The organism is Corynebacterium sp. HMSC078A10 (assembly GCF_001811565.1).
Taxonomy (GTDB): Bacteria; Actinomycetota; Actinomycetes; order Mycobacteriales; family Mycobacteriaceae; genus Corynebacterium; species Corynebacterium hesseae.
Window position 1 is genome coordinate 62,447 of sequence record NZ_KV805193.1, and the last position, 25,280, is coordinate 87,726.

24 protein-coding genes are annotated in these 25,280 nt (G+C 61.4%); 15 read left to right on the forward strand and 9 right to left on the reverse strand.

Annotation, left to right across the window (positions count from 1 at the left end; all coding sequences use genetic code 11):
• Positions 1-89: 89 nt before the first annotated feature.
• From HMPREF2808_RS03075 to HMPREF2808_RS03095, 5 genes are all read left to right on the forward strand, one after another.
• On the forward strand, positions 90-1,931 hold the full coding sequence (locus tag HMPREF2808_RS03075) for a BCCT family transporter (protein WP_070623665.1): 1,842 nt from the start codon (positions 90-92) through the stop codon (positions 1,929-1,931).
• A gap of 77 nt (positions 1,932-2,008) precedes the next feature.
• A complete protein-coding gene (metG, locus tag HMPREF2808_RS03080) occupies positions 2,009-3,841 on the forward strand; it encodes a methionine--tRNA ligase (RefSeq protein ID WP_070623668.1) in 1,833 nt (610 codons plus the stop codon).
• Between the two features lie 4 nt (positions 3,842-3,845).
• Positions 3,846-5,039 carry an MFS transporter gene (locus HMPREF2808_RS03085; protein WP_070623671.1) on the forward strand — a complete coding sequence of 398 codons (1,194 nt, stop codon included), beginning with the start codon at positions 3,846-3,848 and terminating at the stop codon, positions 5,037-5,039.
• Positions 5,040-5,139: 100 nt separating this feature from the next.
• Entirely contained in the window at positions 5,140-5,421 is a 282-nt protein-coding gene (locus tag HMPREF2808_RS03090) for a type II toxin-antitoxin system RelE/ParE family toxin (RefSeq protein WP_070565735.1), read from the forward strand.
• A gap of 34 nt (positions 5,422-5,455) precedes the next feature.
• Complete coding sequence (locus tag HMPREF2808_RS03095) at positions 5,456-5,716, forward strand: HigA family addiction module antitoxin (protein ID WP_070520778.1); 261 nt, start codon at positions 5,456-5,458, stop codon at positions 5,714-5,716.
• A 183-nt stretch (positions 5,717-5,899) separates the two neighbouring features.
• On the opposite strand, the gene HMPREF2808_RS03100 is transcribed toward HMPREF2808_RS03095, so the two are convergent.
• Together HMPREF2808_RS03100 and HMPREF2808_RS03105 are read right to left on the reverse strand one after the other, a co-directional pair.
• A complete protein-coding gene (locus HMPREF2808_RS03100; protein ID WP_070563396.1) occupies positions 5,900-6,403 on the reverse strand; it encodes a GNAT family N-acetyltransferase in 504 nt (167 codons plus the stop codon).
• Positions 6,404-6,411: 8 nt separating this feature from the next.
• Positions 6,412-6,906, reverse strand: coding sequence for a GNAT family N-acetyltransferase (locus tag HMPREF2808_RS03105; protein ID WP_083299263.1), 495 nt, complete (start codon positions 6,904-6,906; stop codon positions 6,412-6,414).
• A 24-nt stretch (positions 6,907-6,930) separates the two neighbouring features.
• Here HMPREF2808_RS03105 and HMPREF2808_RS03110 point away from each other — a divergent pair, with 24 nt between their 5' ends.
• The 4 genes from HMPREF2808_RS03110 to HMPREF2808_RS03125 all read left to right on the forward strand — a co-directional run bounded on the left by HMPREF2808_RS03110 (position 6,931) and on the right by HMPREF2808_RS03125 (position 10,961).
• Positions 6,931-7,755: a TatD family hydrolase gene (locus HMPREF2808_RS03110; protein ID WP_070565737.1), complete on the forward strand. Its 825-nt coding sequence runs from the start codon at positions 6,931-6,933 to the stop codon at positions 7,753-7,755.
• A 246-nt stretch (positions 7,756-8,001) separates the two neighbouring features.
• Positions 8,002-9,150, forward strand: a complete 1,149-nt coding sequence (locus HMPREF2808_RS03115) for a resuscitation-promoting factor (protein ID WP_070623674.1) — start codon at positions 8,002-8,004, stop codon at positions 9,148-9,150.
• Positions 9,151-9,183: 33 nt separating this feature from the next.
• Positions 9,184-10,026, forward strand: coding sequence for a 16S rRNA (adenine(1518)-N(6)/adenine(1519)-N(6))-dimethyltransferase RsmA (gene rsmA, locus HMPREF2808_RS03120; RefSeq protein ID WP_070623677.1), 843 nt, complete (start codon positions 9,184-9,186; stop codon positions 10,024-10,026).
• The gene (locus tag HMPREF2808_RS03125) at positions 10,023-10,961 is read left to right on the forward strand and encodes a 4-(cytidine 5'-diphospho)-2-C-methyl-D-erythritol kinase (RefSeq protein WP_070623680.1); all 939 of its coding nucleotides are present in this window, start codon (positions 10,023-10,025) and stop codon (positions 10,959-10,961) included. The genes rsmA and HMPREF2808_RS03125 overlap by 4 nt, the downstream gene beginning before the upstream one ends.
• Positions 10,962-10,988: 27 nt before the next feature.
• On the opposite strand, the gene HMPREF2808_RS03130 is transcribed toward HMPREF2808_RS03125, so the two are convergent.
• Entirely contained in the window at positions 10,989-12,299 is a 1,311-nt protein-coding gene (locus HMPREF2808_RS03130) for a hypothetical protein (protein ID WP_070623684.1), read from the reverse strand.
• Between the two features lie 91 nt (positions 12,300-12,390).
• Between HMPREF2808_RS03130 and HMPREF2808_RS03135 the strand changes: the two genes are divergently transcribed.
• Positions 12,391-14,226, forward strand: a complete 1,836-nt coding sequence (locus HMPREF2808_RS03135; protein WP_070623687.1) for an ABC-F family ATP-binding cassette domain-containing protein — start codon at positions 12,391-12,393, stop codon at positions 14,224-14,226.
• Positions 14,227-14,278: 52 nt separating this feature from the next.
• On the opposite strand, the gene HMPREF2808_RS03140 is transcribed toward HMPREF2808_RS03135, so the two are convergent.
• Positions 14,279-15,172: a LysR family transcriptional regulator gene (locus HMPREF2808_RS03140; protein WP_232755559.1), complete on the reverse strand. Its 894-nt coding sequence runs from the start codon at positions 15,170-15,172 to the stop codon at positions 14,279-14,281.
• Positions 15,173-15,251: 79 nt separating this feature from the next.
• Here HMPREF2808_RS03140 and HMPREF2808_RS03145 point away from each other — a divergent pair, with 79 nt between their 5' ends.
• A complete protein-coding gene (locus HMPREF2808_RS03145) occupies positions 15,252-16,151 on the forward strand; it encodes an EamA family transporter (protein ID WP_070520801.1) in 900 nt (299 codons plus the stop codon).
• Positions 16,148-16,801, forward strand: coding sequence for an NAD(P)-dependent oxidoreductase (locus HMPREF2808_RS03150; protein ID WP_005291837.1), 654 nt, complete (start codon positions 16,148-16,150; stop codon positions 16,799-16,801). Before HMPREF2808_RS03145 ends, HMPREF2808_RS03150 begins: the two co-directional genes overlap by 4 nt.
• 202 nt (positions 16,802-17,003) lie before the next feature.
• Here HMPREF2808_RS03150 and HMPREF2808_RS03155 read toward each other — a convergent pair whose 3' ends face one another.
• Positions 17,004-17,918: an AEC family transporter gene (locus HMPREF2808_RS03155; RefSeq protein ID WP_070520804.1), complete on the reverse strand. Its 915-nt coding sequence runs from the start codon at positions 17,916-17,918 to the stop codon at positions 17,004-17,006.
• A 157-nt stretch (positions 17,919-18,075) separates the two neighbouring features.
• On the opposite strand from HMPREF2808_RS03155, the gene HMPREF2808_RS03160 reads away from it, so the two are divergent.
• Entirely contained in the window at positions 18,076-18,666 is a 591-nt protein-coding gene (locus HMPREF2808_RS03160; RefSeq protein WP_070520808.1) for a hypothetical protein, read from the forward strand.
• Positions 18,667-18,765: 99 nt separating this feature from the next.
• Positions 18,766-19,086, forward strand: a complete 321-nt coding sequence (locus HMPREF2808_RS03165; RefSeq protein WP_070520811.1) for a putative quinol monooxygenase — start codon at positions 18,766-18,768, stop codon at positions 19,084-19,086.
• A 68-nt stretch (positions 19,087-19,154) separates the two neighbouring features.
• Here HMPREF2808_RS03165 and HMPREF2808_RS13585 read toward each other — a convergent pair whose 3' ends face one another.
• The 3 genes from HMPREF2808_RS13585 to HMPREF2808_RS03175 form a co-directional block, all read right to left on the reverse strand.
• A complete protein-coding gene (locus tag HMPREF2808_RS13585) occupies positions 19,155-21,722 on the reverse strand; it encodes an acyltransferase family protein (protein WP_246818502.1) in 2,568 nt (855 codons plus the stop codon).
• A gap of 160 nt (positions 21,723-21,882) precedes the next feature.
• Entirely contained in the window at positions 21,883-22,104 is a 222-nt protein-coding gene (locus tag HMPREF2808_RS13590) for a hypothetical protein (RefSeq protein WP_210386953.1), read from the reverse strand.
• A gap of 85 nt (positions 22,105-22,189) precedes the next feature.
• Positions 22,190-22,987, reverse strand: coding sequence for an HAD family hydrolase (locus HMPREF2808_RS03175; RefSeq protein WP_256388844.1), 798 nt, complete (start codon positions 22,985-22,987; stop codon positions 22,190-22,192).
• Between the two features lie 99 nt (positions 22,988-23,086).
• On the opposite strand from HMPREF2808_RS03175, the gene HMPREF2808_RS03180 reads away from it, so the two are divergent.
• Positions 23,087-24,121 (forward strand): enoyl-CoA hydratase/isomerase family protein, encoded by a 1,035-nt coding sequence (locus tag HMPREF2808_RS03180; RefSeq protein WP_070565755.1) that lies wholly within the window; start codon positions 23,087-23,089, stop codon positions 24,119-24,121.
• 3 nt (positions 24,122-24,124) lie between these two features.
• Here HMPREF2808_RS03180 and HMPREF2808_RS03185 read toward each other — a convergent pair whose 3' ends face one another.
• On the reverse strand, positions 24,125-25,261 hold the full coding sequence (locus HMPREF2808_RS03185) for a DUF6882 domain-containing protein (protein WP_070623693.1): 1,137 nt from the start codon (positions 25,259-25,261) through the stop codon (positions 24,125-24,127).
• Positions 25,262-25,280: the final 19 nt, after the last annotated feature.

A 25,280-nucleotide genomic window follows, 5' to 3' on the forward strand; every position in this document is an offset into this window, starting at 1 on the left:
GCTGCGGCTGTGAAATAAGCCCGCTGTGCAGCTTTTTTATGAGCGCTATGGTTTGACTAGTTGATGGGACAGCACCATGGTTTGAAGGTATGACAGACTCGACCAATACAGACAATGTGAAGGACACGGGGGTGTCTTCGGCCGCCTCCCAAGAACAAAGCTCGCCGGCCGCGTCGGATGATTACCGCACTGTCGACGAGCGCCTAGAGGCGACGTCAGCTACGAGCCAGCTTCAGGACATGCTCACCAATAAGGAGTTTGATCCTTCGGCTGCAGCTTTGCCCGTAGAAGCAGAAGAGGACGACAAGTTTGGGCCCGGTGGCATCGACTCACCGATTGATTGGAGCATCGTCGGTATCGCGGGCCTCCTCATCGCTGCCTTCGTGGCATGGGGACTGGTCGCGCCGGAGAGCTTCGGTTCATTCTCCAGCAACGCTCTCAACTTTGTGGTGACAAACTTTGGCTGGGCTTATGTGCTCTTCGGCACCATCTTCGTTATTTTTGTCATCTGCATCGCGGCCTCTAAGTTCGGCACCATTCGTTTGGGCAAGATCAACGAAGAGCCGGAATTCTCCACGGTCTCGTGGATTGCGATGATGTTCGCGGCTGGCATGGGCATCGGCCTGATGTTCTACGGCGCTTCCGAGCCGCTCAACTATTTTAAGAACGGAGTTCCCGGACACGGTGAGCACGAGGTAGGAACCTCAATGGCTACGGCCATGTTCCACTGGACTCTGCACCCGTGGGCGGTTTATGCCATCGTTGGCCTCGCCATCGCTTATTCCACCTTCCGTATCGGCCGTAAGCAGCTGTTGAGCCAGGCCTTTGTGCCGCTCATCGGCCAGCGTGCTGCCGATGGCGCCGTGGGCAAGATCATTGATATCTTGGCCATCTTCGCCACTGTCTTCGGTACTGCCTGCTCGTTGGGCCTAGGCGCTATGCAGATCCAAGCGGGGCTGGAAGCGTCCGGGATTATTGAGAACCCCACGCAGAGCGTCGTGATTGGCATCGTTGTGGTACTGACTTTGGCCTTTATCTTGTCGGCCATGTCTGGTGTGGGCAAAGGTATTCAGTACCTCTCTAACACCAACATGGTCCTGGCAGCCCTGCTGGCCATCTTCGTGTTCATCTTTGGCCCGACGGTGTCGATTCTGAACCAGATTCCGGGTTCCATCGGTAACTACCTGGCGAACTTCACCGAGATGATCGCTCGTACCGCTGAGTCCGACAATGGAACCGCCGGCGAATGGCTGTCGACGTGGACAATCTTCTACTGGGCGTGGTGGGTTTCCTGGTCGCCGTTTGTTGGTATGTTCCTTGCGCGCATTTCCCGCGGCCGTTCCGTCCGCGAATTCTGCATTGGTGTGCTCTTGGTTCCAGCCGGCGTCTCCACCGTATGGTTTGCCATCTTCGGTGGTACCGCTATCCACATGGAGCAAAACGGCAACTCCATCTCTGGCGACTCTGCTGAGCAAGAACTGTTCAACCTCCTGCAGAACTTGCCTGGTGGTTTCGTTGCGGGCATCGTTGCCGCCCTGCTGCTGGCCACGTTCTTCATCACGTCGGCCGACTCGGCGTCGACAGTCATGGGCTCGATGTCCCAGTCTGGCGCCACCACCGCCAAGCCGTGGCTATCTGCAGCATGGGGCGTGTTGACCGCAGCCGTCGGTCTGACGTTGTTGCTGTCGAGCGAGGATTCCCTGTCGAACCTGCAGAACGTCACCATCGTGGCAGCTCTGCCATTCCTCTTCATCCTTGTCGGACTGATGTTCGCTATCTTCAAGGACTTGCGCAATGACGTGATTTACCGCGAGTACCGCGAATCCCAGGCCTTCCAGCGCAAGATGGCGCGTGAGCGTCGCCTGCACCGCGAATTCCAGCGCGAACAGGCCTTCAAGGCCCGCCGTCGCCAGCACAGCCACAAGAACTAGTTCTGGCGCGCGAGCTTTTCTCCTCTGCACCCCCTCACTGCATTGCCGGTGAGGGGGTGTTCGATAGAGTAGAGGCCATGACTGAGACAGTTGTCGTTAATGTTGCTTGGCCCTATGCCAACGGACCCCGCCACATCGGACACGTGGCGGGCTTCGGTGTTCCTTCCGACGTGTTCGCCCGGTTCCAGCGAATGCGTGGCAACGACGTCCTCATGGTTTCTGGTACCGATGAACACGGCACCCCGCTGCTGGTTCAGGCGGACAAGGAAGGCGTGACGGTGCGTGAGTTGGCGGATCGCTACAACCGCCAGATCGTCACCGACCTGGCTGGGCTCGGCCTGTCTTATGACCTCTTTACCCGCACCACGACGCGCAACCATTACGCGGTGGTGCAGGAGCTGTTCAAGGGGCTCTACGAGAACGGCTACATGATTAAGGAGACCACCCAGGGCGCGATCTCGCCGTCCACTGGCCGCACTTTGCCGGACCGCTATATTGAGGGCACCTGCCCGCTGTGTGGCGCCGATGGCGCGCGCGGTGACCAGTGCGATAACTGCGGCAACCAGCTCGATCCGGTGGACCTGATTAACCCAGTATCCAAGATCAACGGAGAGACCCCGGAGTTTATTGACACCGAGCACTTCCTGCTGGATCTGCCTGCGGTCAAGGAGGTCCTCGAAGAGTGGTTGAAGACTCGTGAGGATTGGCGCCCCAACGTTCTCAAGTTCTCCCTCAACCTGCTGGAGGACATGCGCCCGCGCACCATGACCCGAGACATCGACTGGGGAATTCCCATTCCAGTCGAGGGCTGGGAGGACAATGGCGCGAAGAAGCTCTATGTGTGGTTCGACGCGGTCATTGGTTACCTGTCTTCTTCCATCGAGTGGGCACACCGCACCGGCAACCCGGATGCGTGGAAGGACTACTGGCAGAACCCGCAGGCGCGCCACTACTACTTCCAGGGCAAGGACAACATCACCTTCCACTCCCAGATCTGGCCGGCGGAGCTCTTGGGCTACGCAGGCAAGGGTTCTAAGGGCGGTGAGCTGCATACCTATGGTGAGCTCAACCTGCCGACGGAAATCGTGTCTTCGGAATACCTGACCATGTCCGGGTCCAAGTTCTCCTCTTCCAAGGGCGTCGTTATCTACGTCAAGGACTTCCTTGAGGAGTTTGGTCCTGACGCGCTGCGCTACTTCATTGCCGTTGCCGGTCCGGAAAACAACGACACCGACTTCACCTGGGATGAGTTCGTGCGCCGCATTAACAACGAGCTCGCCAACGGCTGGGGCAACCTGGTTAACCGCACCGTGTCGATGGCTCACAAGAACTTCGGTGAGGTGCCGGCACCGGCCGCGCTGGAGCAGGCAGATAAGGACATCTTGTCGCTTGCAGAGGAAACCTTTGCCACCGCCGCGGGCTTCCTCGAGCAGTCCAAGTTTAAGCAAGCCATGACCGCCATCATGCACGTCGTGGGTGAGGCCAATGCCTACATCGCTGCTATGGAGCCGTGGAAGCTGGCCAAGGATGAGACCCAACGTGAGCGGCTGGCCACGGTGTTGTGGACCGCGCTGCAGGTGGTCTCCGATTGCAACGTGATGCTGACCCCGTTCCTGCCCTTTACCGCCCAAAAGGTGCACGAGACCCTGGGCCGCGAGGGAGTGTGGGCCGCACAGCCGCGCATCGAGGAAGTGGCGGATGACATGCCGGTTGAACTTGTTGGCGTAAACCTTCCGCCGGAGAATCACCCGTACCCGATCATCACGGGTGACTACTCCGCGCAGCAGGCCGCGTGGAAGCGATTCGACATAACCCCGGGGACCGCGCTGCAGAAGCCGAAGCCGCTGGTGGCTAAGCTTGACCCAGAGCTCGGTGAAACCGGTCCTGAATGGGCTCCCGTTCAGAAGTAAAGGGGTGGGATCGTCCTTGCAGCGCTCCCTTGCGCCTGTCCTACTCTTCATAGTTGTTTGCCTGACCGCGCTGAACCTGCGCTCCGGTATTGCTTCGGTGGCACCGGTGCTGGGGCAGATCCAAGACTTCTTTGGAATCAGCTCTGGGCAGGCAGGCTTGTTGACCGCACTGCCGGGGCTGTGTTTTGCCGCCATGGGGTTGGCGGCGGTTCCCATCGCGCGCCGCGTGGGCCTAAGCCGAACCCTAGCCGGCGGCACGGTGGCCTTGGTTGCGGGGCTCGGCCTGCGTCCATGGGTCAGTAGCTTTCCGCTTTTCGTCGCGCTTACTCTGTGCGTTGTTGCCGGCATCGCGCTGGCAAATGTGCTGCTTCCTGCATGGATCAAGCAGCATGGGTCGGGCCGCACGTTGGTGGCGCTGATGACCACCTACACCACGATGTTGGGCGTTTCCAGTGCACTCGGCCCATTGTCCGCGGTGACACAAAAATCGTGGCAAGGTGCGTTGTGGATTTGGTGCCTGCCCGCCATCGCCCAGCTGGCGGCTTGGATAGTGGTCCTACCCAAGGCCGGCAAGGACGTCGCCCACGGCACGGTTGATGGCGCGGAAGTGCAACGCCCCATGTTCACCTCACCCACTGCGGTGGCCATGCTCTTTTTCTTCGGATTGCAGTCCACCATGGCCTATGTCCAGATGGGCTGGCTGCCGCGCATGCTGGTAGAAAAAGGCGTGAGTGAGAACACCGCCAGCGTGGCGCTGGCCGTCATCGGAGTCTTCAATATTCTCGGCGGCGTAGTCATGCCGTGGCTCATCTCGCGTCTTAACCGCCTGACTCCCGTTCCCGTGGTGCTTTCTTTGTGCACGTGTGCCGGGTGGGGTGGAGTGCTCGTGGCTGCCGACGCCGCCCCGCTGGCCTGGGCCTCGTTGATGGGGATCGGCGGTATGTGCTTCCCATTGGCGCTTGCTCTGCTCACTGCCCGCACGCGCACCGCGCTCACCACGGCGCGGCTCTCCGGCTTCGTTCAGCCGGGCGGCTACGTCTTGGCGGGCCTCGTACCGTTGTCCGTGGGAGTGGTGCGCGGGGCCACCGGGGATTGGACCGCTGTGCTCATTGGTCTCATGGTGCTCTGTTTCTGCATGCTGGTCGCGGGCCTGCGTGCGACGACGCGTGTCTACATTGACGACGAGCTCGCTGCCTAGCAGGTCCTCGCCAGTTGCGGTAGCTTTTGTGTTACAGCGTTAGTTAGAGTTAACGTCTCGCGTTATTGACGCGTCGCGTTATGGGGGGTATGGTGCGTTTATGATTCAGTCGTTCGCGGATAGGGCCACTGAGCGTCTATGGAATCGAGAGAGGGTGCTCTCGATTGATTCACGTATTCACTCGGTAGCTCTTCGCAAGCTGAGGCAATTGGGCTACGTTCAGAGGCTCGATGAGCTTCGGATTCCTCCAGGAAATAGGCTCGAAGCTTTGAAGGGCGATCGGCGGGGTCAATACAGTATTCGTATCAATGACCAATGGCGGATCTGCTTCCGGTGGACCGCTTTAGGGCCAGAGGAGGTTGAGATCGTTGACTACCACTAACAAGCTCCCCCCAGTACACCCAGGTGAAATCCTTATGGAGGACTTTCTCAAGGACATGGGGATTACCCAACACAAACTCGCTGTTTCGATAGGGGTCCCGCCTCGACGTATTAACGAAATCGTCCACGGAAAGCGGGCTATTACCGCCGATACGGCTCTTCGTTTGGCTAAATATTTTGGAATGTCCCCACAGTTCTGGCTGGGACTGCAGACTCACTACGATTTGGATGTCGCGGAAGACAAAATTCTTGCTGAGTTGGACGATATTGTGCCGCTTCAGGCAGCGTCGGCTTAACTTGTGCGCGGGGAGTGACTGAGCAGCACAGTGTGAGTCTCTTGGGTTGAAACTGCCGTTGTTGCCAAAGTTTCCCGCTTCGTCTCAGGATCTGGCCAGATCTTTGGCAACAATGGCAGTGCCGTCACTGAGGTGGGGCGTAGGGCAGTGCCGTCACTGGGGTGGGGCGGCAATCAAGCCGCTTTAGGAGCGGTTGAAGTCGCGCTGCAGGTGCACCAGCCCTAGCCGCACGCCGTCCTTGGTGTGGATATTGGGCATGCGGCCAGTCTCCACAAAACCGAACTTCTTGTGTAGGGCGATGGAGGACTCGTTGGTGTCCACGATGTAGGTGATCATCGTCTCCACGTAGTCATTTTCCTTTGCGTGATCCATGAGCGTGTCCATGAGCTCGCTGCCCACGCCCTTGCCGCGCGCTGATTCCGCGATGTAAATGGAGTCCTCTGCCGTGCCGTAGTAGATGGCTGGGGTGACGAATTGGAAGTAGGCGGCCCAACCGACAATTTCGTCGTCGTCCACGGCGACATAGACCGGATAGTTGTCCTTTTCCATCTGCGCCAGCCACTTCTCGCGGTCCTCTACGGACTCCTGCCATGTGACGAGGTTGGCGGCCGGTTTCGCGGCGGAGGCGGAGTTGTAGATGGCGGCGATTGCGGAGGCGTCGGCAAGCTCTGCGGGACGGACGTGCATGATGTTCCTTAAACCATGAGTTGCAAGTGGGTGAGGTCTATCCAGCGCCCAGCTTTGCGGCTGACTTCTTTTAACGTTCCTACAGTGGCAAAGCCGAACTTTTCATGCAACTTGATGGATGCGGCGTTGTCCGCCACGATGAGTGCCAGCAGCGTATGGACCTGCTCTGCCTCGCGGGCATGCTCAACGACTGCACCGAGCAAGCGCGTGCCCACCCCGCGGCCGTGCGCTGCGGGATCAACGTAGATCGTGGTCTCGTAGCATCCCAGCCACACCTTGGGATCGCGGTAGGGGCGGTAGAGAGCCCAGCCCAAGTACGTCCCGTCGTCAGTGAAAGCCACGAAGCAGGGGCAGCCGTCGCGGCGTAGCTGGTGGAGATACTCGGTGCGCTCTTCCACCGTGGCGGGTTCGCTGCGAAAGATGAAGTGGGTCTCTCGGATGGCCCAATTCAGCGTGGCGGTCATCGCGGGGACGTCGGCGTCCGTCGCTTCACGGATAATCATGCGCGCAAGACTACACTCGCAGCCATGTCTAAGAAGAAGCCACGCCCCACGCCCGTTCCCGCCGAAGGTTTGAGCCAGCTTATCGACGCCCACACGCACCTCGCCTCCTGCCGCGACGATGATTCCGAGCTCGTTGAGCGTGCTCGTGCTGCTGGTGTTGAGCGCATCGTTACCGTGGGTGATGGCTTGGCTGAGGCGGAGAAGGCTTTGGCGGCGGCGCAGGAATTCGACAACGTGTATGCCGCGTGCGCCATTCACCCCACTAAGGCGGCTGAACTTAATGAGGCTGCTCGTTTGCGCTTGAGCGAGATGGCTGCGGATCCGCGTTGCGTGGCCATCGGGGAGACAGGCTTAGATACCTATTGGATTCACCACGAGCCGGAAACCACCGCGCCCCTCGAGGTGCAGGAAGAGGCTCTTCGTTGGCACGCGGAATTGGCGGCCAAGGTGGGAAAGACGCTGATGATCCACAACCGCGAGGCCGATGAGGACCTCATGCGTGTGCTGGGGGATTGCCCCGAGCCGCCGACGGTGATGCTGCACTGCTTTTCCTCGCCGCTCGCCGTGGCCAAAGAAGCCCTTGAGCGCGGCTATGTTCTGTCTTTCGCCGGCAACGTTACTTTCAAGCGTAATGAGGAAATGCGCCAGGCCGCTGCCATTGCCCCGGCAGGGCAACTGCTGATTGAAACGGATGCGCCGTACATGACGCCGGAGCCTTTCCGGGGAGCGCGTAATGAGCCCTCCTTGATTGGGCACACGTATCGTTGTGTGGCGCAGGCGCGTGGTCAAGAAGTGGAGGATCTCGCGGCGGAGGTGGCCACGACCTTCGCGCGGGTCTTTGGCGTGTGAGGATTTTCACTTTATCTAAAGGTGCTGCTCAGTGGTGGCGCACGTGTTTGTTGTGACGAGTGTGCTGCTAGTGGCCGCGGCGCGTGAATGCATTTTCTAAGTTACGTTCTGTTACCGTATTGTTATTCAAAGTTAGTCCGGTATTGATGTCGTCGGCGGGCGCGCGTGGGGCGCGCCGTGACAGGTGTTCAGAATGCGGGTTGCTGCATTGTGAATACGAAGCATCGTGAAGACGAGTAAAGGTTTATGTCCCCGAAGAAGCAGATCAAGCGAATCAACAATTCCCGCTCTTTGCCGCTGCGCATGGCTACCGGTGGTGTGCTTGGCACCCTAGCCGTGGGCGGCGTCGTTGCCGTCAGCACGCAGAAGGACATCACGCTTGACGTGAACGGCGAGACCACTCAGCTGGCCACTTTCGCCGGTGATGTCAACGCTGCCCTCGAGGCTGCCGGAGTCAAGGTTGGGGGAGAGGACGTTGTCTACCCGGCCCTGTCGGAGCAGGTTTCCGACGGTGACTCGATCACCGTTCGCACCGCCAAGCCTGTCGCGGTTACCATCGATGGCGTCGAAAAGCAGCTCTCCTCTACCGATCTCACAGTGTCTGACCTGCTGGGCGGCCTCGATGGAATCGCCCCGGGTGCTGCCATCACTTCCGGTTCCAAGACCGTGGAGGAGGATGAAACGGTGACTGAGGGAATGAACCTTGAAGTGGTGTCCCCGAAGATCGTCAAGCTTACTGACGGCGGTTCCGTTTCCTATGCCAGCGTTGCGGCCAAGACTGTGGGGGACGTGCTCGAGGCTCGTGGAATCACGGTGGGCAAGGATGACCGCGTATCCCCAGCTCTGGATACGCCGGTGAAGGCGGGTACCGCCATTACTGTGGACCGCGTCGAGATCTCCGAAGAGGAAAAGACGGAGGACTTTGACGCGCCGGCTAATTATGTCGATGACCCAGAGCTCGAGGAAGGCACTGAGGAAGTCCGCGAGGAGGGAACCCCCGGTTCGCGCGCCGTGACCCGCAAGATTGTCAAGGTCAACGGCAAGGAAGAATCCAACGAGATTATCAAGGAAGACGTGCGCAGGGAGGCCGTTGCTGCCGTGATTGCGCGCGGAACCAAGCCGAAGTCCACCGCGCCGGCCGTTGCGGATGGCTCCGTGTGGGATTCCATCGCACAGTGTGAGGCAACCGGAAACTGGGCAATCAACACAGGCAATGGTTTCTCCGGTGGCCTGCAGTTCACCCCGTCGACCTGGGCTGCTTTTGGTGGCACCGAGTATGCCCCGGAGGCATGGCAGGCTTCTCGCGAGCAGCAGATCGCTGTGGCAGAGAAGGTTCAAGCCGCGCAGGGCTGGGGTGCATGGCCTGCGTGTACCGCCAAGCTCGGCCTGCGCTAAAGCTTACGAGCCACGCGTATTAGTCTGAGTGGTATGACTCAACCCCATCTGCTGGGCCCAGTGGAGATCCGCGAACTCGCCGCTGAGCTTGACGTGACGCCGACGAAGAAGCTGGGCCAGAACTTTCTGCATGACCCGAACACCATCCGCCGCATCGTTGCTGCTGCCGACTTGTCCCCAGAGGACCGCGTGGTTGAGGTGGGCCCCGGGCTGGGTTCGCTGACCCTGGGGCTGTTGGGGGAAGTTGCGCACGTGACGGCCGTGGAGATTGACCCGCGTCTGGCTGGCAAACTGCCGGATACCGTGGCCGCGCGGGCAGCCGACTTTGCGGATCGCCTTTCCGTGGTGGAGAAGGATGCGCTCACCGTTGAAGCAGGTGAGTTGGGGGACCCCACCGCCTTGGTGGCCAACCTTCCCTATAACGTCGCGGTACCGGTGTTGCTCCACCTGCTGGAGGTCTACCCATCCATTCGCCGCGTTTTGGTCATGGTGCAGCTGGAGGTTGCTGAGCGCCTCGCCGCCGCGCCGGGCAACAAGGTCTACGGCATTCCTAGTGTGAAGGCATCTTTTTATGGCCCGGTTAGGCAAGCCGGGACAATCGGCAAGAACGTGTTTTGGCCGGCGCCGAAGATTGAGTCGGGCCTGGTGCGCATTGACTGCACCCGCCCCTTCGACGAGGCGCTGCGCCCGCGGCTTTTCGCGCTGATTGACGCCTCCTTTGCCCAACGCCGCAAGACCCTCCGCGCCGCCTTGGCGGGCTTTTATGGCTCCGCCGCGGCAGCCGAGGAGGCGCTGCGCGCGGCGAATATCGATCCGCGCCTGCGCGGCGAGAAGCTAGGTGTGGAGGACTTCGTTAGATTGGCGGAAGCCTCATGAGCAAGGCGGTAAACGAGTCTCCGCAGCTCTGGCAGGCGCGTGCCCACGCCAAGGTTAATCTGCACCTGGGTGTGGGCGAGGCCCGCGCGGATGGTTTCCACGAGCTGGCCACCGTGTTCCAATCCCTCGATGTACACGACCGCGTGAGCTACCGCTGGGGCGAGGGCTGTGCCGTGGAGGTCACGGGTAACCACGCGACAGGTGTGCCGGCATCGACCGAGAACCTGGCATGGCGCGCGGTGGAGCTGGTGACGAAAAACCTCATGCTACCGGCAGCTGGCACGCTCACGATGGAAAAGAACATCCCCGCTGCCGGCGGGATGGCCGGCGGCTCCGCCGATGCTGCCGCGGCCCTGCTTTTGGCCAATCACGCGCTGAGCGCTGAGTTTGGTCGGGAGCCTCTCAGCATGGAAAAGCTCTACGAACTCGCCGCGGAACTCGGCTCCGATGTGCCTTTTACCCTCATAGGCGGCACGGCTTTGGGACGCGGCCGCGGTGAGCTTCTGACCCCGATGCTGGCGCGTGGGCGCTATATCTGGGCGATCATCACCAATGCTGAGGGCTTGTCGACGCCGTCGGTATTCCGCAAGCTGGATGAGCTGCGGGATGCCGGACGCGGAAGCGCCCCGCACCTCGATACTGAAGCCGTGGGGCAAGCCCTCGTGGGTGGCAACCCCCGTGAGCTCGCCGCAGTGATGCACAATGACCTCCAGCCAGCAGCACTCTCGCTGCGCCCGGACTTGCGCAAGATTCTGGATACTGGTGAGGCCGCCGGTGCCCTCAAGGGAATTGTCTCCGGTTCTGGTCCTACCTGCGCCTTCCTCTGCGAAGACGAGGAGACCGCGCAGGAGGTGGTGGCCCAGGTGTGCGCCGATAACCGCGGGACCCGCGGATTGGTGACCTATGGGCCGGCTACCGGTGCAACGCTGGTCTAGCACCAGCAGGGTGAATGGTGGAGGCCCTTAGAGGACGGCCATCTCTACGGGCTTGACATCGAGCTTGTAGCGCTGTGGTTCTTGGTCGCCGAGGAGGTCAAGAACGACCAGTTCCTGCTTGTTTGCGTCGGTGACGTAGGCATAGCCATTGGCTGCCTTCAGGATCGGCCCTGGTTGTTGCCACTCCTCGTTTTCCTTCCACTGGGAGATGGCGTCAATCTTCTTGGTTAACTCGCCGGAATCCGGATCGATGATGTTGAGCTTGCCGTCGGTCGTGAGTACCAGTGCCTCACCCAAGGGCCCGCGGGCCAGGGAACGGAACCAGTAGGACTCGCCGAGCTCGACCTTCGTGGCGGAGTAGTCCTCCGTATTGATGAGGGTCACTGAGGTGGGGCGCTCGAAGTCGGCATCCTTGTCGGTCTTGTTATCCGCCAGGATGACGTTGGATTCCTCTGAGCCCGCGGAGTTGCCGGAGCGCTGGTAGCCGTCTTTGCCTGCATAGGCGGAAGCGTCGATCTTGTGGAATTCAGTTCCGTCGAAGACGACGGGCCCGTCCTCGCATCCGAAGAAGAGGGAGCCATTGCCAGCGGCAGCTTCGCCGTGAACACCAGGACACTCGGTGGTTTCCGCAAGGACCTTGCCAGACTTATCCAAATGCTGGATGGTGTGGCGCTCATCTTCGGTGCCCTTTGTGGTGACCACGGAGCCGTCTTTCAGCGGAACCGCGACGCCGTGGTGCGCGGCACCTGTCTCGACGGTGTTGACCGGCTGGGCGTCTTCCTTGCCGAAGTCCTCGGTTTTGTAGATCTTTGCTACACCATCTCCGTCGGAGAAGAGCGCGGTAAAACCATCGTGGTGAACCACGTGGCCGGCGTGAGGTGCGTCGATGGAAGCGTCGTCAAGCTGCGGCTGTGCCGCGTAGTAGTGCTTGTGGTCTCCGTGTGGCTTGGTGATGCGCCCGGTGTCGTAGGTGAGGAAGCTATCGCCTTTGGTCACCATGATGTGGCGGTTATCGCCGGCATCGCTAAGCCGGAGAAATGCTTTGAGTTTTTCGTTGTCGATGACCTCACCGGTCTCTCCATCGAGCGTGGTGAGACCGTCCTTATGGGAGATGAGGACACGAGGTGGAAGCTCTGCCACCTCGGTTTCGCCAGCAGAGGCTTCGAAATCGTCATGGCTGTGCTCTCCGTTATGGCCTTCGCCGTGTTCGGCATGCGCGTGGGAGGCTGCAGCGCTGGAGGGCGATGAAGCTTCGTTGCTTTCGGGGGAGGAACAGGAGGTCAGCGTGATGATACTTGCGGAAAGTGCGGCGCACAGGATGAGACGTTCTCTTTTCATGGTGTTGCAGAGTATTGAAAGTGAAAATCAATAGCAATAAAGGTAATGGTGCGGGGGTAACCGTGCTGAAGCACTAAGATGAACTCTCGATATGGCGAACCTTATTAACCTCGAAAACGTAACCAAGTCCTTCGGGCTCAAGACCCTGCTGAATGGGGTCTCCCTCGGCGTGCAAACCGGTGATCGCATCGGCATCGTCGGCGTCAATGGCGGTGGCAAAACCACTCTGCTGGAAGTTCTCACCGGCATTGAGCCGCCGGACGCGGGCCGCGTATCCCACAACTCGGATTTGCGCATGGCGGTGGTAACCCAGCGGTTCGAGCTGGAGGAGTCCCTCACCATCGCCCAGGTCATCATCGAACCGCTCGGGCTGGAAACCTTCGAGTGGGCTTCTAACGCCAAGGTGCGCGATGTCCTCGGCGGCCTCGGTATTGTTGACCTTGGGCTGGACACTCCCGTTGGTTCACTTTCCGGTGGTGAACGCCGCCGCGTCAACCTAGCCGCCGCACTCGTTCAAGACCTCGACATCGTAGTGCTCGATGAGCCGACCAACCACCTCGACGTCGAGGGCGTGCAATGGCTGGCCAGCCACCTGCTTTCGCGCAAGCTGGCGGTCGTCGTCGTCACGCACGACCGCTGGTTCCTCGACACCGTTGCCACCACGACCTGGGAGGTCCACGACGGTGTCGTCGATGCCTACGAGGGCGGCTATAACGACTGGACCTTTGCCCGCGCTGAGCGCGCCCGCCAAGCCGATGCCATCGAGCAGCGCCGCCAGAATCTGGCGCGCAAAGAGCTGGCGTGGCTGCGCCGCGGGGCGCCTGCCCGTACCTCGAAGCCGCGCTACCGCATTGAGGCAGCCGAGGCACTCATCGCGGATGTTCCCGCGCCGCGCGACAAGGTCGAGCTCATGGCCTTCTCTAAGCAGCGCCAGGGGCGGGTCGTCATCGAGCTTGAGGATGCAAAGGTTACGACACCCGATGGGCGCACGCTGGTGGATCACCTCACCTGGCGGCTGGCGCCGGGCGAGCGCATCGGCCTCGTCGGCGTTAATGGTTCCGGTAAAACCACGCTGCTGCGCGCCCTTGCCGGTGAGGTGGAGCTTGCCGCTGGCAAACGCATCGAGGGCAAGACCGTGCGCCTGGGCTGGCTGCGCCAGGAGCTCGATGACCTGGATCCACAGCGCCGGCTTCTCGACGCTGTCGAAGACGTCGCCACCTACGTCCACCTGGGCAAGAAAGAGCTTTCTGCCTCCCAGCTGGCCGAGCGCCTGGGCTTTTCCGCCAAGCGCCAGCGCACACCCGTCGGTGACCTATCGGGCGGTGAGCGCCGCCGTTTGCAGCTGACCCGTGTGCTCATGGCGGAGCCAAACGTGCTGCTTCTCGACGAGCCCACGAATGACCTCGACATCGATACCCTCCAAGAGCTTGAATCCTTGCTGGACTCGTGGCCGGGAACCTTGGTGGTCATTTCTCACGACCGCTACCTCATTGAGCGCATCGCGGACAACACCTATGCGCTGTTTGGGGATGGCAAGCTCACCAACCTGCCGGGCGGAATCGAGGAGTACTTGCGCCGCCGCCAGGAGATGGAAGCCGCCACCGCCGGCGGTGTGCTCGACTTGGGCGAGGCCTCGAAGAACGCTGACGATCAGCGTACGGAAGCCGCCCCGGTAAAACGGCTGAGTTCTCAGGAGGAGCGCGAGCTGACCAAGAAGATGAACGCGCTGGAGCGCAAGATGGGCAAGCTCGACGACAAGACAGCGAAGCTGAATGAAAAGATGGCGCAGGCCGCGGAGAAGATGTCTTCCGGAGAGGGAGACAGCGGCGAGCTGGCCAAGCTCGACGCCGACCTCAAAGCGGTGGCCGCCGAGCGCGAGGAGCTAGAGATGGAATGGCTGGAGCTGGGGGAGAAGCTGGAAGGCTAGTGTTCGATGGCTAGTTGTACTGACCGGAGACGTTGATCGAGGCGATCTGGCATCAGTCGACCATGTGCAGGGCGATTGATTCCTTGACCTGTTCGATGAACGCTCGAGCGGCGGGGCTCGGATTGAAAGATCCCCACGCGATGTACTCGGTCCGGCAAGGGCCATCGACCACGGGAATGGCTCGCAGCGCTGGGTTGGCTGGCACACAGTCGACGGGCAGCAGGCAGACGCCCAACCCGCGTTCGACGAGGGCGAGCATGAACTCGGTCGACATCGCCTCGAAGCCCACGCGGCGTTGAAGGCCTGCGGCAGCGAATGCCCGATCGCCTTGGAGCCTGCCCGGTGACCCGGCCGGGAAGTCAACGAACGTCTCGTCGGCCAGGTCGGCCAGGGCTAAGGTGCCCCTGTGTGCTAGCCGATGCTGTGACGCCATAACAGCGACGAGACGCCCTCGGGCGATCTCGTGCGCGGTGAGTCCGGACGCTGGGGTGACGTCGGCGTCCACGCCGAGGAATGCTACGTCCAGTCTCCCGCTGCTGAGATCGCGCATGAACTCATTGCTTCCCCCGCTCCGCACGGTGAGATCCACGTGGGGATAGCTGGCGTGGAAGGCTGCGACGATGTCGGGCACGCTGACGGCTGTGACCGTCGGGATCACACCTACCGACAAGCTTCCGCGGACCTGGTCCACGGCCTCGGCGGCGACCGCCACGGCGCGGTCAGCGGCTGCGAGGCTGATCCGTGCTTCCGTGAGGAAGGCTTCGCCGGCGGGGGTCAGCTCGACCCGGCGGGATGAGCGCACGAACAGTGCCGTGCCGAGTTCCTTTTCGAGGGCCTTGATCTGGTGGCTCAGGGCTGACTGCACGACGAAGCAGCTTTCTGCTGCTCGCGTGAAGTTGCGTTTCTCGGCGATCGCCACGACGTACCTGAGCTGTTGGAGTTCCATCCAATCATGATAGCAGCTCATTGTTTGGGTGAGAACAATGTGTTGGACTCACTACTGGTGAGCGACTGATGATGGATGCATGAACACTTCTTCTCATGGGCGCCGCGGTTCGTTGCTTTGGACCTGTTTGACGGCGCTGGCCCCCGCTACGTGGGGGACGACATACATCGTGACCACCCACCTCCTCCCAGCCGGGCATCCATTGTTTGCTGCGTTCATGAGGACGCTGCCGGCAGGGATCATCGCCTTGTGCCTGTCGAGGCAGCTGCCGCGCGGTTCGTGGAGGTGGAAGAGCTTCGTGTTGGGCGGTCTGAACATGGCCGCGTTCTTCCCCCTGCTGTTCTTGTCGGCGCAGCGTCTTCCGGGCGGGGTAGCGGCCACGCTGAATGCGGTACAGCCCATCATCGTTGCCCTGCTGGCCGTGACTGTCCTCCACGAGCAACTCTCCGGATGGCGTCTGGGATGGGGTGTCGTGGGTGTCGTGGGCGTGGCCCTCGTGGTTCTCGGTCCAAGCGCTGCTCTGGACCCGGTGGGCGTGGTTGAAGGACTCGGCGGCGCAGCGGCCATGGCCACCGGCGTGGTCCTCACCAAGAAGTGGAAGCTCCCGGAAGGTGTCTCGCCCGTCGCACTGGCCGGTTGGCAGCTGACGTCCGCCGGCCTGCTGCTGGCGATCCCGGCGCTGCTGGTGGAGGGACCACCGCCGGTAATTCCTGTCCATGGCTGGCTTGGGTACGCCTGGCTCGGCCTGGTCGGAGCGCTGGTCTCCTACAGCCTCTGGTTTACCGGCATCCGGCGGCTTCCGGTCACGTCCACAGCCCTCCTGGGACTCCTCTCGCCGTTGGTCGCCGCCCTGCTCGGCGCCCTGATCGCGCATGAACACCTCGGAGCCGAGCAGTACCTCGGCTTCGCGATCGCCCTGGCTGCCATGGTCTGTGGCCAGCTCCCCGCCCCCACCAATTATCGAAAGGACAATTCATGAACATCACGATTCTCGGAGCCACCGGCATGGCCGGTACCGCGATCGCGCAGGAGGCCACACGCCGCGGCCACCACGTCACTTCCGTATCGCGCAACCCACCGGAGACCAACGACCCGCATACTACCGTCGCTCGTCTCGATCTGACAGATCTCGAGGCACCCCTGCAGCCCGTCCTGAACGACGCAGACGCCGTCGTGCTCGCCGTGCGCATGGCCCCCGGCGATGAGAGCAGTGTGGCTCCGCTGACCAGCCATGTCCTCGACCACGCCGCTGTCGCGGGGGTTCGGGTTCTGGTCGTAGGAGGAGCAGCGCCCTTACGCTCACCTCACGATCGGGAGTTACGCGTCCTGGACGACCCCACCTTCGTGCCGCCCCAGTGGCGTGACGTCGCATCGGCCAGCCTCGACCAGTTCAACGCGTGTACAGAACATCCGAACCAGAACTGGACCTACCTGAGTCCGTCGGCAGTCTTCGAGCCCGGACAGGGAACCGGCGCTTATCGCCGAGGCGGTGACACGCTTCTGATCAACCACGACGGTACGTCGCGGATCACCCCTGCGGACCTGGCCCTGGCCGTACTCGATGAGCTGGAACAGCCCAGCACCCAACGTCACTTCACCGCCATCGAGCAAGCAAAGGGTCTGGCCTAAAGTTAGCGGTTCACAGAGGAATCCTCGCTAACAACCGTGAGGGGGTCGAGTTATCGGCCCCCTCCGTCTATTCCAAGGGGACGCTCTTGCTCCACGCCAACGCAACACTGGCCTCACACGGCTTGCGGGAACCAGCCGCCCTTCTCACGATTGACCAACGTCTCCGGTCAGTACAGCTAGTGCTCGCCAGCGAGGGTCAGCTCTACCCGAAGAATGCTGCGATGGCGAGCATGGCCGGCAAGGAGAGAAAAGTGGTGAGGAAGACCGTATCGCGCGCCACCGTCTCTCCCGATTGGTAGGTCGCGGCGTAGTTATAAACGTTCTGCGCGGTCGGAAGCGCAGACAAGATGAGTGCCGCGTATAGCTCCTTGCCGCTCAGGCCCAAGGCTAGGCCCGTCGCCAAGGCGATGGCTGGCATGGCTACGAGCTTGAGCACGGTGGCGGTAATGGTTGGTAGGCGGTCGCTAGCCAGCAACCCGTCTCCAGTGAGGGAAGCTCCGAAACTCATCAGGATCATTGGGATGGAGGCCCCGCCGAGGATCTCGAGGGGCGCCATGATGACCTCTGGCACGTGCCAGCCTGCCGCAGAAACGATGAAGCCGGCGACGGCAGCGATGACAACCGGTGCCGTAAGCCCAGAGAACACAGAGCTGCTTATCGAGCGCAGGCTTGTCCCCTGTGCATTGAGACCGGCGATGATGAAGGGGGAGAGCACTGCCATCTGGAGCACGAGTGCTGGCACCACAAAGGTGGCATCACCGATGACATAGGTGGCGATGGGCAGCCCGATGTTGACGGAGTTGTAATAGCTGGCCGCGGCCGCTCCGGCCATCGTCTCAGCCCCGCTCCGCCGGAAGAACAGCGCACTGAGCAAGCCATACAGCGCCATCGTGGCAACCGAGGCAATCGCTATGACAGCGACAACCGGAGACATAAAAGCAGAGGTATCCGAGGTGGCCACGCTGGAGAAGATGAGCGCCGGAGTCGCAGCCCAGAACGCTGTGCGGTTGAACTGCAGGCGCGCCTCACCGTGGCCGATAATGCCCCGGTGTCCCAGAAAGAACCCCACACCGATAACCACAAAAATGATGGCAAATCCGGTTAAGACATCCAGCACCAGTGAACAACCTCTCGAAGAATCCTAAAAGCAAGTCTCCGGTCATTCTTCCACGCCGGTCTTTTCCACCGGCAGCTGATAACAAAGTGATATCGAAAATGCCGTATGACCGGGAAGTCTTTTTCAAGGCGGGCGGACTTATGGCACGGTGGTAGTTATGAATTCTTTGCGTCGTGTTTCCCGCCTGTCCGCTACCTCCGCCGTGGCAGTATCCCTCACCGCCCTTCTTTCGGTCTCCGCGGCCCAGGCCGCCCCGGCTAACCCATCGTCCGCACAGCCCCAGGAACTGAACCAGCTGTCTTCCCAGGCTATGGAGCAGGTTAACTCTTTTGAAGTTGAGCTTCCTGCGCAGGCTTATGACCTGGCTAAGCAGTACAACGTCCAGCTGCCGGACTTCATCAAGAAGCCGACCCCGGCGGTGGCCGATGAGCTCGTTGGCGCAACCCATGCCCACCTGATTAAGCAGGGCCACCACGAAGATGCCAACGCCAAGAACATCGCCCAGGAGTGGGCAAACCAGGCTGCGGCCGGCAAGGTTACCTTCCAGGACAATGCAGGCGATGGCCTGACTCATTTGGAAGAGGGCAGCGGTAACATTTACAAGCTCACGGAGCAGGAAGCTAAGGATCGCGTGAACTGGCTCAACCGCGATGTTCCTGTGACCAAGACTGACGGCACCGGCTTCGGCGTTGCGCAGGCCTTCGACGGAACCCACGTCTACGTTGCGGAGTACTTCTTCAACAAGTAGACCTTCACGCGGCCGGTGATAAGCCGCTTTTACAAAAGGCCCTGCCGCTACAGGCAGGGCCTTCTGCACGTTTTCGCGTAGAAGGTTACAGTGGGGCCCATGATTTTGATCAACGTACAGTTCCACGTCAAGCCCGAGTACGCCGATACCTTCCTGGAAGAGATCGACTGGTACACCAAGGCCTGCCAGGCAGAGCCCGGCTGCATTGACTTCAAGTGGTTCCGCGATCCGGAAGACAAGCAGCGCTTCCTGCTCCTCGAGTCCTACAAGGACGGCACTGATGTCGACCACGTCAACACCGAGCACTTCAAGCGCTCGTGCGAGGAGCTGCCGAAGTACCTGGTGGAGACCCCGGACATCATCAACACTCACATCGACGGTAAGACGGAATGGGACAAGATGGCTGAATTTTCGGTCTAAACCCTACGCGTTGACAAAAGCCGCCCGGCAGAAGCCGGGCGGCTTTTAGCGATGATCGGGGCTTTTAGCTAGCGGGAGCAGACGGTGGTGAGGTCTTTCTCCTCGTTGGCGTATTGCTCCACGGCGTCGTACAGCGCATCCGCGTAAAGATGTGCGCCTTCGGGGAGCGGGTGGACGCCGTCGTCGTAAAGCATGGCCGGGTTCTCCTGGGCCATGCCGCACCAGTCTGCGATGTAGACGTTGTCGTGAGCAGTCGCGGCGTCAATGATCTCGGCGCGTGCCTGTCCCATCCAATCGCGCTCGCCGTAGGGCAAGACGAGCACCAGCGTGCGCTCGGGGCCGACGATGTCGATGAGCTCGTCCATCTGGCCCTCAAACGTAGCCCCGTTGGTTCCCAAACCCACAAACACGGTGGAGCGCAACTGCCCGGAATCCTTCTGTGCCTTGATGACAGGAAGGGCTGCCGAATAGTGGCGGGAGATCGTGGCGTCGATGCTAATGCCCGGGAAACGCTCATTGAGAGCCTCGGAGGCAGCGAGCATGACGGAATCACCGATAGCACTAATCTCGTTTCCAGTGGGAAGCGCACGCTTTTCCTTCGGCTTCGTGGTCTCGGAAGGCTTTGCGGGGGCGGACGATGACTGTGCCGGGGCAGAATTCTCCGCCTGTTCGTTGGACAACGCCATGCGCTCGAGCTCGCGCTCCAGTTCGCTCTTATCCTCCGAAGTCACCAGCGCGTAGCCCACGCCCAGTACGGAAAGAACAACGAGGACGGGAACGGCAGGCCACATGGCCTTGCCAAAACCATCCTTGACCTCTTGCGCGCTGGGGCGTGCAGCCCAGTAGGCGCGCCACGTAGGGCGGAATCCGGCGCGGCGGAAGGGGTTTTCTACAAACTGGTAGGTCACCTCAGCCAGCACGCAGCTCAGCGGAAGCGAAAGGAGGCCTAGGAGCCAGGAGGGGGCGTCGGACAGCGCGTGGACAATCATTACCACTGGCCAGTGCCAGAGGTAGAGGGAGAACGAGCGCTGGCCCAGCCACCGCATCACACGGGTGCGGAAGATCCACGTGAGGGGACCAGATTCGCGCACCACTGCCCAAATCATTGCCGCGCCGAGGACGCTGGTAAGGACGAGGCCGCCGCGGTAGGTGAAATCCCGATCCGCGCCCATCCACACCAATTGCGCGAGGTAACCAACTAATGCGAAGGAACCAACGGTTCCGGCGAGTATGCCCTTGTTTGCGGCCGGCCAAGAATCCGCGTCCATGTCCTTGTCAGTGGAGGTCATGAGGAGGGACAGCATCGCGCCGATGAGGAGACCGAACGCGTGGGTATCGGTGCCGTAGTACACACGCGTGGGATCCTCGCCTGGGCTATAGAGCAGTGCCATGGCGACGGCCGACGCACTTGCGAGGATGAGCGATACGGCGATGGGCAGACGCTTGGGCTTGCGGCGGGAAATGGCAAAGACGCCAAGCATCAAAAGTGGCCAGATCAGGTAGAACTGTTCCTCGACGGCCAAGGACCAATAGTGCGCGAAAACCTGTACTTCATTAGGTGCAAAATAGGTTTGGCTCGTGGCGATTTGGGTCCAGTTGTTGACAAAGAAGAACGTGCCCAAGAATTGTTCGCGGATGCCAACGGCCAGGTCCCCACCAATGAGCGCCACTATCGCCGTGCATATGGACAGGACTATGAGCGCGGCCGGGAGGATTCGCCGGAAGCGGCGGAGCCAAAAGCCTTTGAGGCTGATGCGTCCAGTGACGTTGAACTCGCGAACAAGCAGCGAGGTGATGAGGAACCCGGAAAGGACAAAGAACATGTCCACACCGAGGTAGCCGCCGGGGAGAATATCCCCGAAGAAGTGGTAGATCACCACGGCGAGAACCGCTAGACCGCGCAGACCATCTAGGCCCGGCACTTGGCGCAGGCGGGCACGCGCACGGCGCTTTGAGCCAGCGGGGGCAGTGGGGGCAGTGGGGCCAGAGGCGGCTGCGTTGCGGGCGGACGCAGAAGCAGCTGCTGGAGCTGCGGCGGCTGTGCCCGCCGCGACGGTTGCGGTTGCAGGGGCGGCTGCAGCGGCGGCAGTGGGGGAAGCCTGTGCTACTCGCCGCTTTTCTGATCGGCGTTTTTCCTGCTTGGCGCTTAACGCCCCGATGGATTGCGAGCGGCGGGCCAGAGCACGCGAAATCTCGTTCTCGGTGCCGGGCGAAGCCTTCTTCTCAGGCTGCTTGGATTCCCCAGCTTCTTTGCTCTTCTGAGGCGTTGTGGTTTCCCGGGGCTTTGCGGCCGCCTCGGTCTTTGTCTCCTCCTTGGCCTTTGCAGTCGCCGGGGCTTTCTTGGGTTTCTGGGCCGTCGTGGCCTTTTCGGCTCCTTCTTGCCGCTTGGGGTGCGCTGGAGCCGGGGAAGGAGACTGTGCTTTGTCGCCGTGTGCAGGTGGCTGCTTCGCAGCGGGCTGAGTTTGTGAAGGCTTGGTTGTTGAAGCCTTGTCGGCGCTGAGCGTTGCAGGTGCCTGGCGTCGTTGGGCGGGGGCCTGCGGGCTCGGATGCCGCGGAATGGCCCGACGTGGGCCGCGCCGACCGGCCGAAGCTACTTCGGCTTCCTCACGGGCCTTAACTAGTTTGGCCTTTTTCACCGCCGAGGCTTTGGGAAGTGCATCCGGAGCCAGATCTAGAGTGAAGTCTTCAGCCGAACGGGGGCGTACGCGGCCAGGCCGAGCAGCAGGACGCTGGGGATTACGCGGGCCGCGGCCAGTGGCTGCCGGTGGTGTCTTAGGGGCGCTTGCCTTAGCTGGCTTATCGCTCGCGGTAGGCGCGGTGGGCTGAGCAGGCGGCGGGGACTGAGAGGGCGTAGCAGGCGCAGTGCGCGCGGAAGCTGCAGCGGGTGAAGGCGAGGTAGTTTTCGAGGAATCCGCCGAGGAGGACGGAGCGGGACTCGATGCAGACGACTCGCCCTTTGCCAAACGTGACATCATCGACCGCAAAAACTTCTTCACTACACACTCCGCAGGTAGACACCGGGGTTCGGGTACTGAGGCTCAGTAACCCGAGTAATCCTACTCTGTGCGTGCGGGCTACTCGGGCAAGGCTGCGGGGGAGCGTGTTAGGTGCGCAAAAGCTGGCGTAGTACGGTGCTAACCCCGTTGTTGGTATTAGCTGGGGCGATGATATCTGCGATTTCCTTCAGCTGAGGATGCGCGTTTTCCATGGCCACAGCCGTCCCGGCGGCGCGCAGCATCTCGAAATCATTGAGGTAGTCACCGAAGGCCACAGTGGCTGCGATCGGAATACCGGCGAGCTCAGCGAGCTTAGTTAGCGCCGTACCTTTTTCCACGCCGCGGGCCATCACATCGAGCCAGACCTTGCCGGATACCGCGACATTGTCCTCCGGGACGGCGCGGACGATGGGATCGTAAATGTGCGCCTCAGAACCAGATTCGCAGAAAATAGCAATCTTGATGATGTTGCTATCCGGCACTGCATCCAAGTCATCGACCCAAGTGACCGCCTTGTAGTACTTTGCAATCTCTGTACGTGCCGCGTCTGACACATCCCGTGCAACGTAGGCGGTCTCCGGGGAACATAGAACTACGGTATGTTCCACGCCGATGGCCGCAGCAGCCTCCCGTGCCGCGTGCACGGTGGATTCCGCAAGCGGGAATGCCGCGATGATCTCACCGCCGCGCATGATGACTGAGCCGTTTTCGGCGATAAACGTTTCGCCTTTCGGGAACATGTCCTTCAAGGTGGCCAGTTGGCGCCCCGAGGCCGGAACCAGCTCGCAGCCGCGGGCAGTGGCTAGGTCCTGGAGCTCCGAAAAGTCTGCAGGGAGTTGGCCATGCGCGTCGAGGAGCGTGCCGTCCATATCAAGGGCAACAAGTTGTGGGAGCAAGTAAGTCACACCAATCTAATAGTGTTGGGCTAGAGGCGGGGAACCATGTCCAACGTAGCGCCAAGAAATAGGTGGCTGAAACTTTTGTGATATGGAACACTGGTGCGCATGACTACGACTGATCCAGTACTCGTTTCCGTGCGCAACCACACCGGTGTTCTCGAACTCAACAGGCCGAAGGCCCTGAACTCTTTGAACCCGGACATGATTGACATCATCCGCCGCTCCCTCGAAGCGTGGGCGCAGGATGACGACATCGAGCAGGTCCTTATTTACTCCAACAGTCCCAAGGCATTCTGCGCTGGCGGCGATGTGCGTCACGCGCGGGAGGGAATCGCGGAAGGCAAGCTGGAAGAGGTTGATGCCTTCTTCGCCAGCGAGTACCTCACCAACGGCGATATCGCCGAGTTTCCGAAGCCCTATATCGCCGTCATCGACGGCGTCGTCATGGGCGGTGGATTGGGCATTTCCCTGCATGGTTCGCACCGCGTGGTGACAGAGAAGGCCTTCGCTTCGATGCCCGAGATGAACATCGGATACGTCACGGACGTCGGAGTAGCTTATGCGGCCCAGCGCATGGTGGGCACCCGCGGCGTAGCTTCGCCGGGTTTGGCAAAGTTTTGGGGGCTGAGCGGGTACCGCATGTATGCCGCCGACATGCTGTGGACGGGCGTGGCAACCCACGTGGTCAAGGATGCCGCCGAGCTGATTGAAGCCGCTATCGAGCGCGGTATTGATGCCGCACTGGAAGAGCTGGCCCTACCCGCGCCACAGCAGCCAGCACCGCTCGAGCAGGTGGCTCAAGACCTGGAGGAGACCTTTGCGCTGCCCACGTGGGAGGAGATTTCCGCGGAGCTGGACAAGCGCCCGCAGATCGCCGGCGAGGTGCGTCGCCTCATGGCAGCCGCGTGCCCAGCCGCCATCATCGCGGCCAATGAGCTCTATGAGGCGGAAGCCGCTGTCGACGATATCCGTGAGGCGCTCCTGCTAGAACTCAAACTGGGCATGCACATGTACCGCCGCCCCGACTTTTCCGAAGGCGTGCGTGCGGTACTGGTGGACAAGACCCAAGACGCAGCGTTTAACCCGGCGACCACGGAGGACGTTGACGTCGAAGAATTCCGCGCGGTGCTCAGCTCCTAGTGGTTATAGCGGGCGTGCCCGCTGGTATGCGGCGCGCGCCCGTTGCTCATCCACTCCCGCCGGCACCGCAACATTGAGCGTGGCCTGCGCGGTGGCCCGTGACGGCGCGGGCAGGTGAAACGCGGGGGCGTCGGACAGTGCTAGCCCTTGGCGGCCGTCGGGTAGCTGCACTGGCAGCAGGGTCCACAGCCCCAGAATTGGCATTGCTAGCTGCGGCAAGCGCAGAGAGCGTGCCTCGGGGATGGGTACGCGGGCGCGAATCAGCTCGGGGATGGCATTGTCATATCCGAAGCGGCGCAGGTTCGCCGCGGCGTGGGCGGACATGGAACCGGAGAGCTCGTCCGCCCATGCCCACGTAAAGGTGTTCGTCGTGGCGTTGAGGGTGGCGATGAGATGGGAGGGAACCGTAAGCGAACCATAATCGGAGTTCACCACGGTGCGCGACGTGTCAGGGTCAAGGTCAGCCCACAGGTTGGGGAATCGGGCCTCCAGGAAGAAATTGTGCTCGGTGGCCATAAAGTGGGCGTCGGCCAGCACATCGCGTGCGCTGAGCCCACCGCGGCCTGAGGGATGGGGGAGAGTCGCGATCCGGGTGCCGTGGAAGTGCGCGAGGCCTTGTACAACATCTGCTGCCACGCCCACATAGGAGGCGAGCTCGGCGGTGGCGAGGCGTTCGTCGACGCCTCCCTCAATATCCCCCGTATGCTCAAGCCCGGCCAGGATGCTGACACGGGGATCCGGGTGGATCTCCGCGAAGTCGACGGCGACGAGCGCCTCGCCCTCGCCCTGCGGGACGCGGATGACTGGGCGGTCACCCACCAGCCGCCGCGCCAAGCCGCGCAGCAGGGCGGAATCGGGTTGCGGGCCGTGGAACTCCGGTTGCGGCGCGTGTTCCGTCAACCCCGTAGACCAGTGCAAGCGGCCATCCTGGATTGTGGCTAGGCGCAGACCATCGAAATCATAGGTCCCAGAGGCGGTAGTAAAACGCACCACCGCGCGCTGATCGGTGGCGGGCTCGGAGTCGGAAGATGCAAAGTTCACCTCGACGTCGCGCACGTCGCCCAAGCGTGAGGAGAACGCGGCGTCGATGCCGGCTTGAATGAAGGCGCCAGCGGAGTACAGGTCCTGGGCTGAGTCCATTAGTGCTCCTTGACTTGGT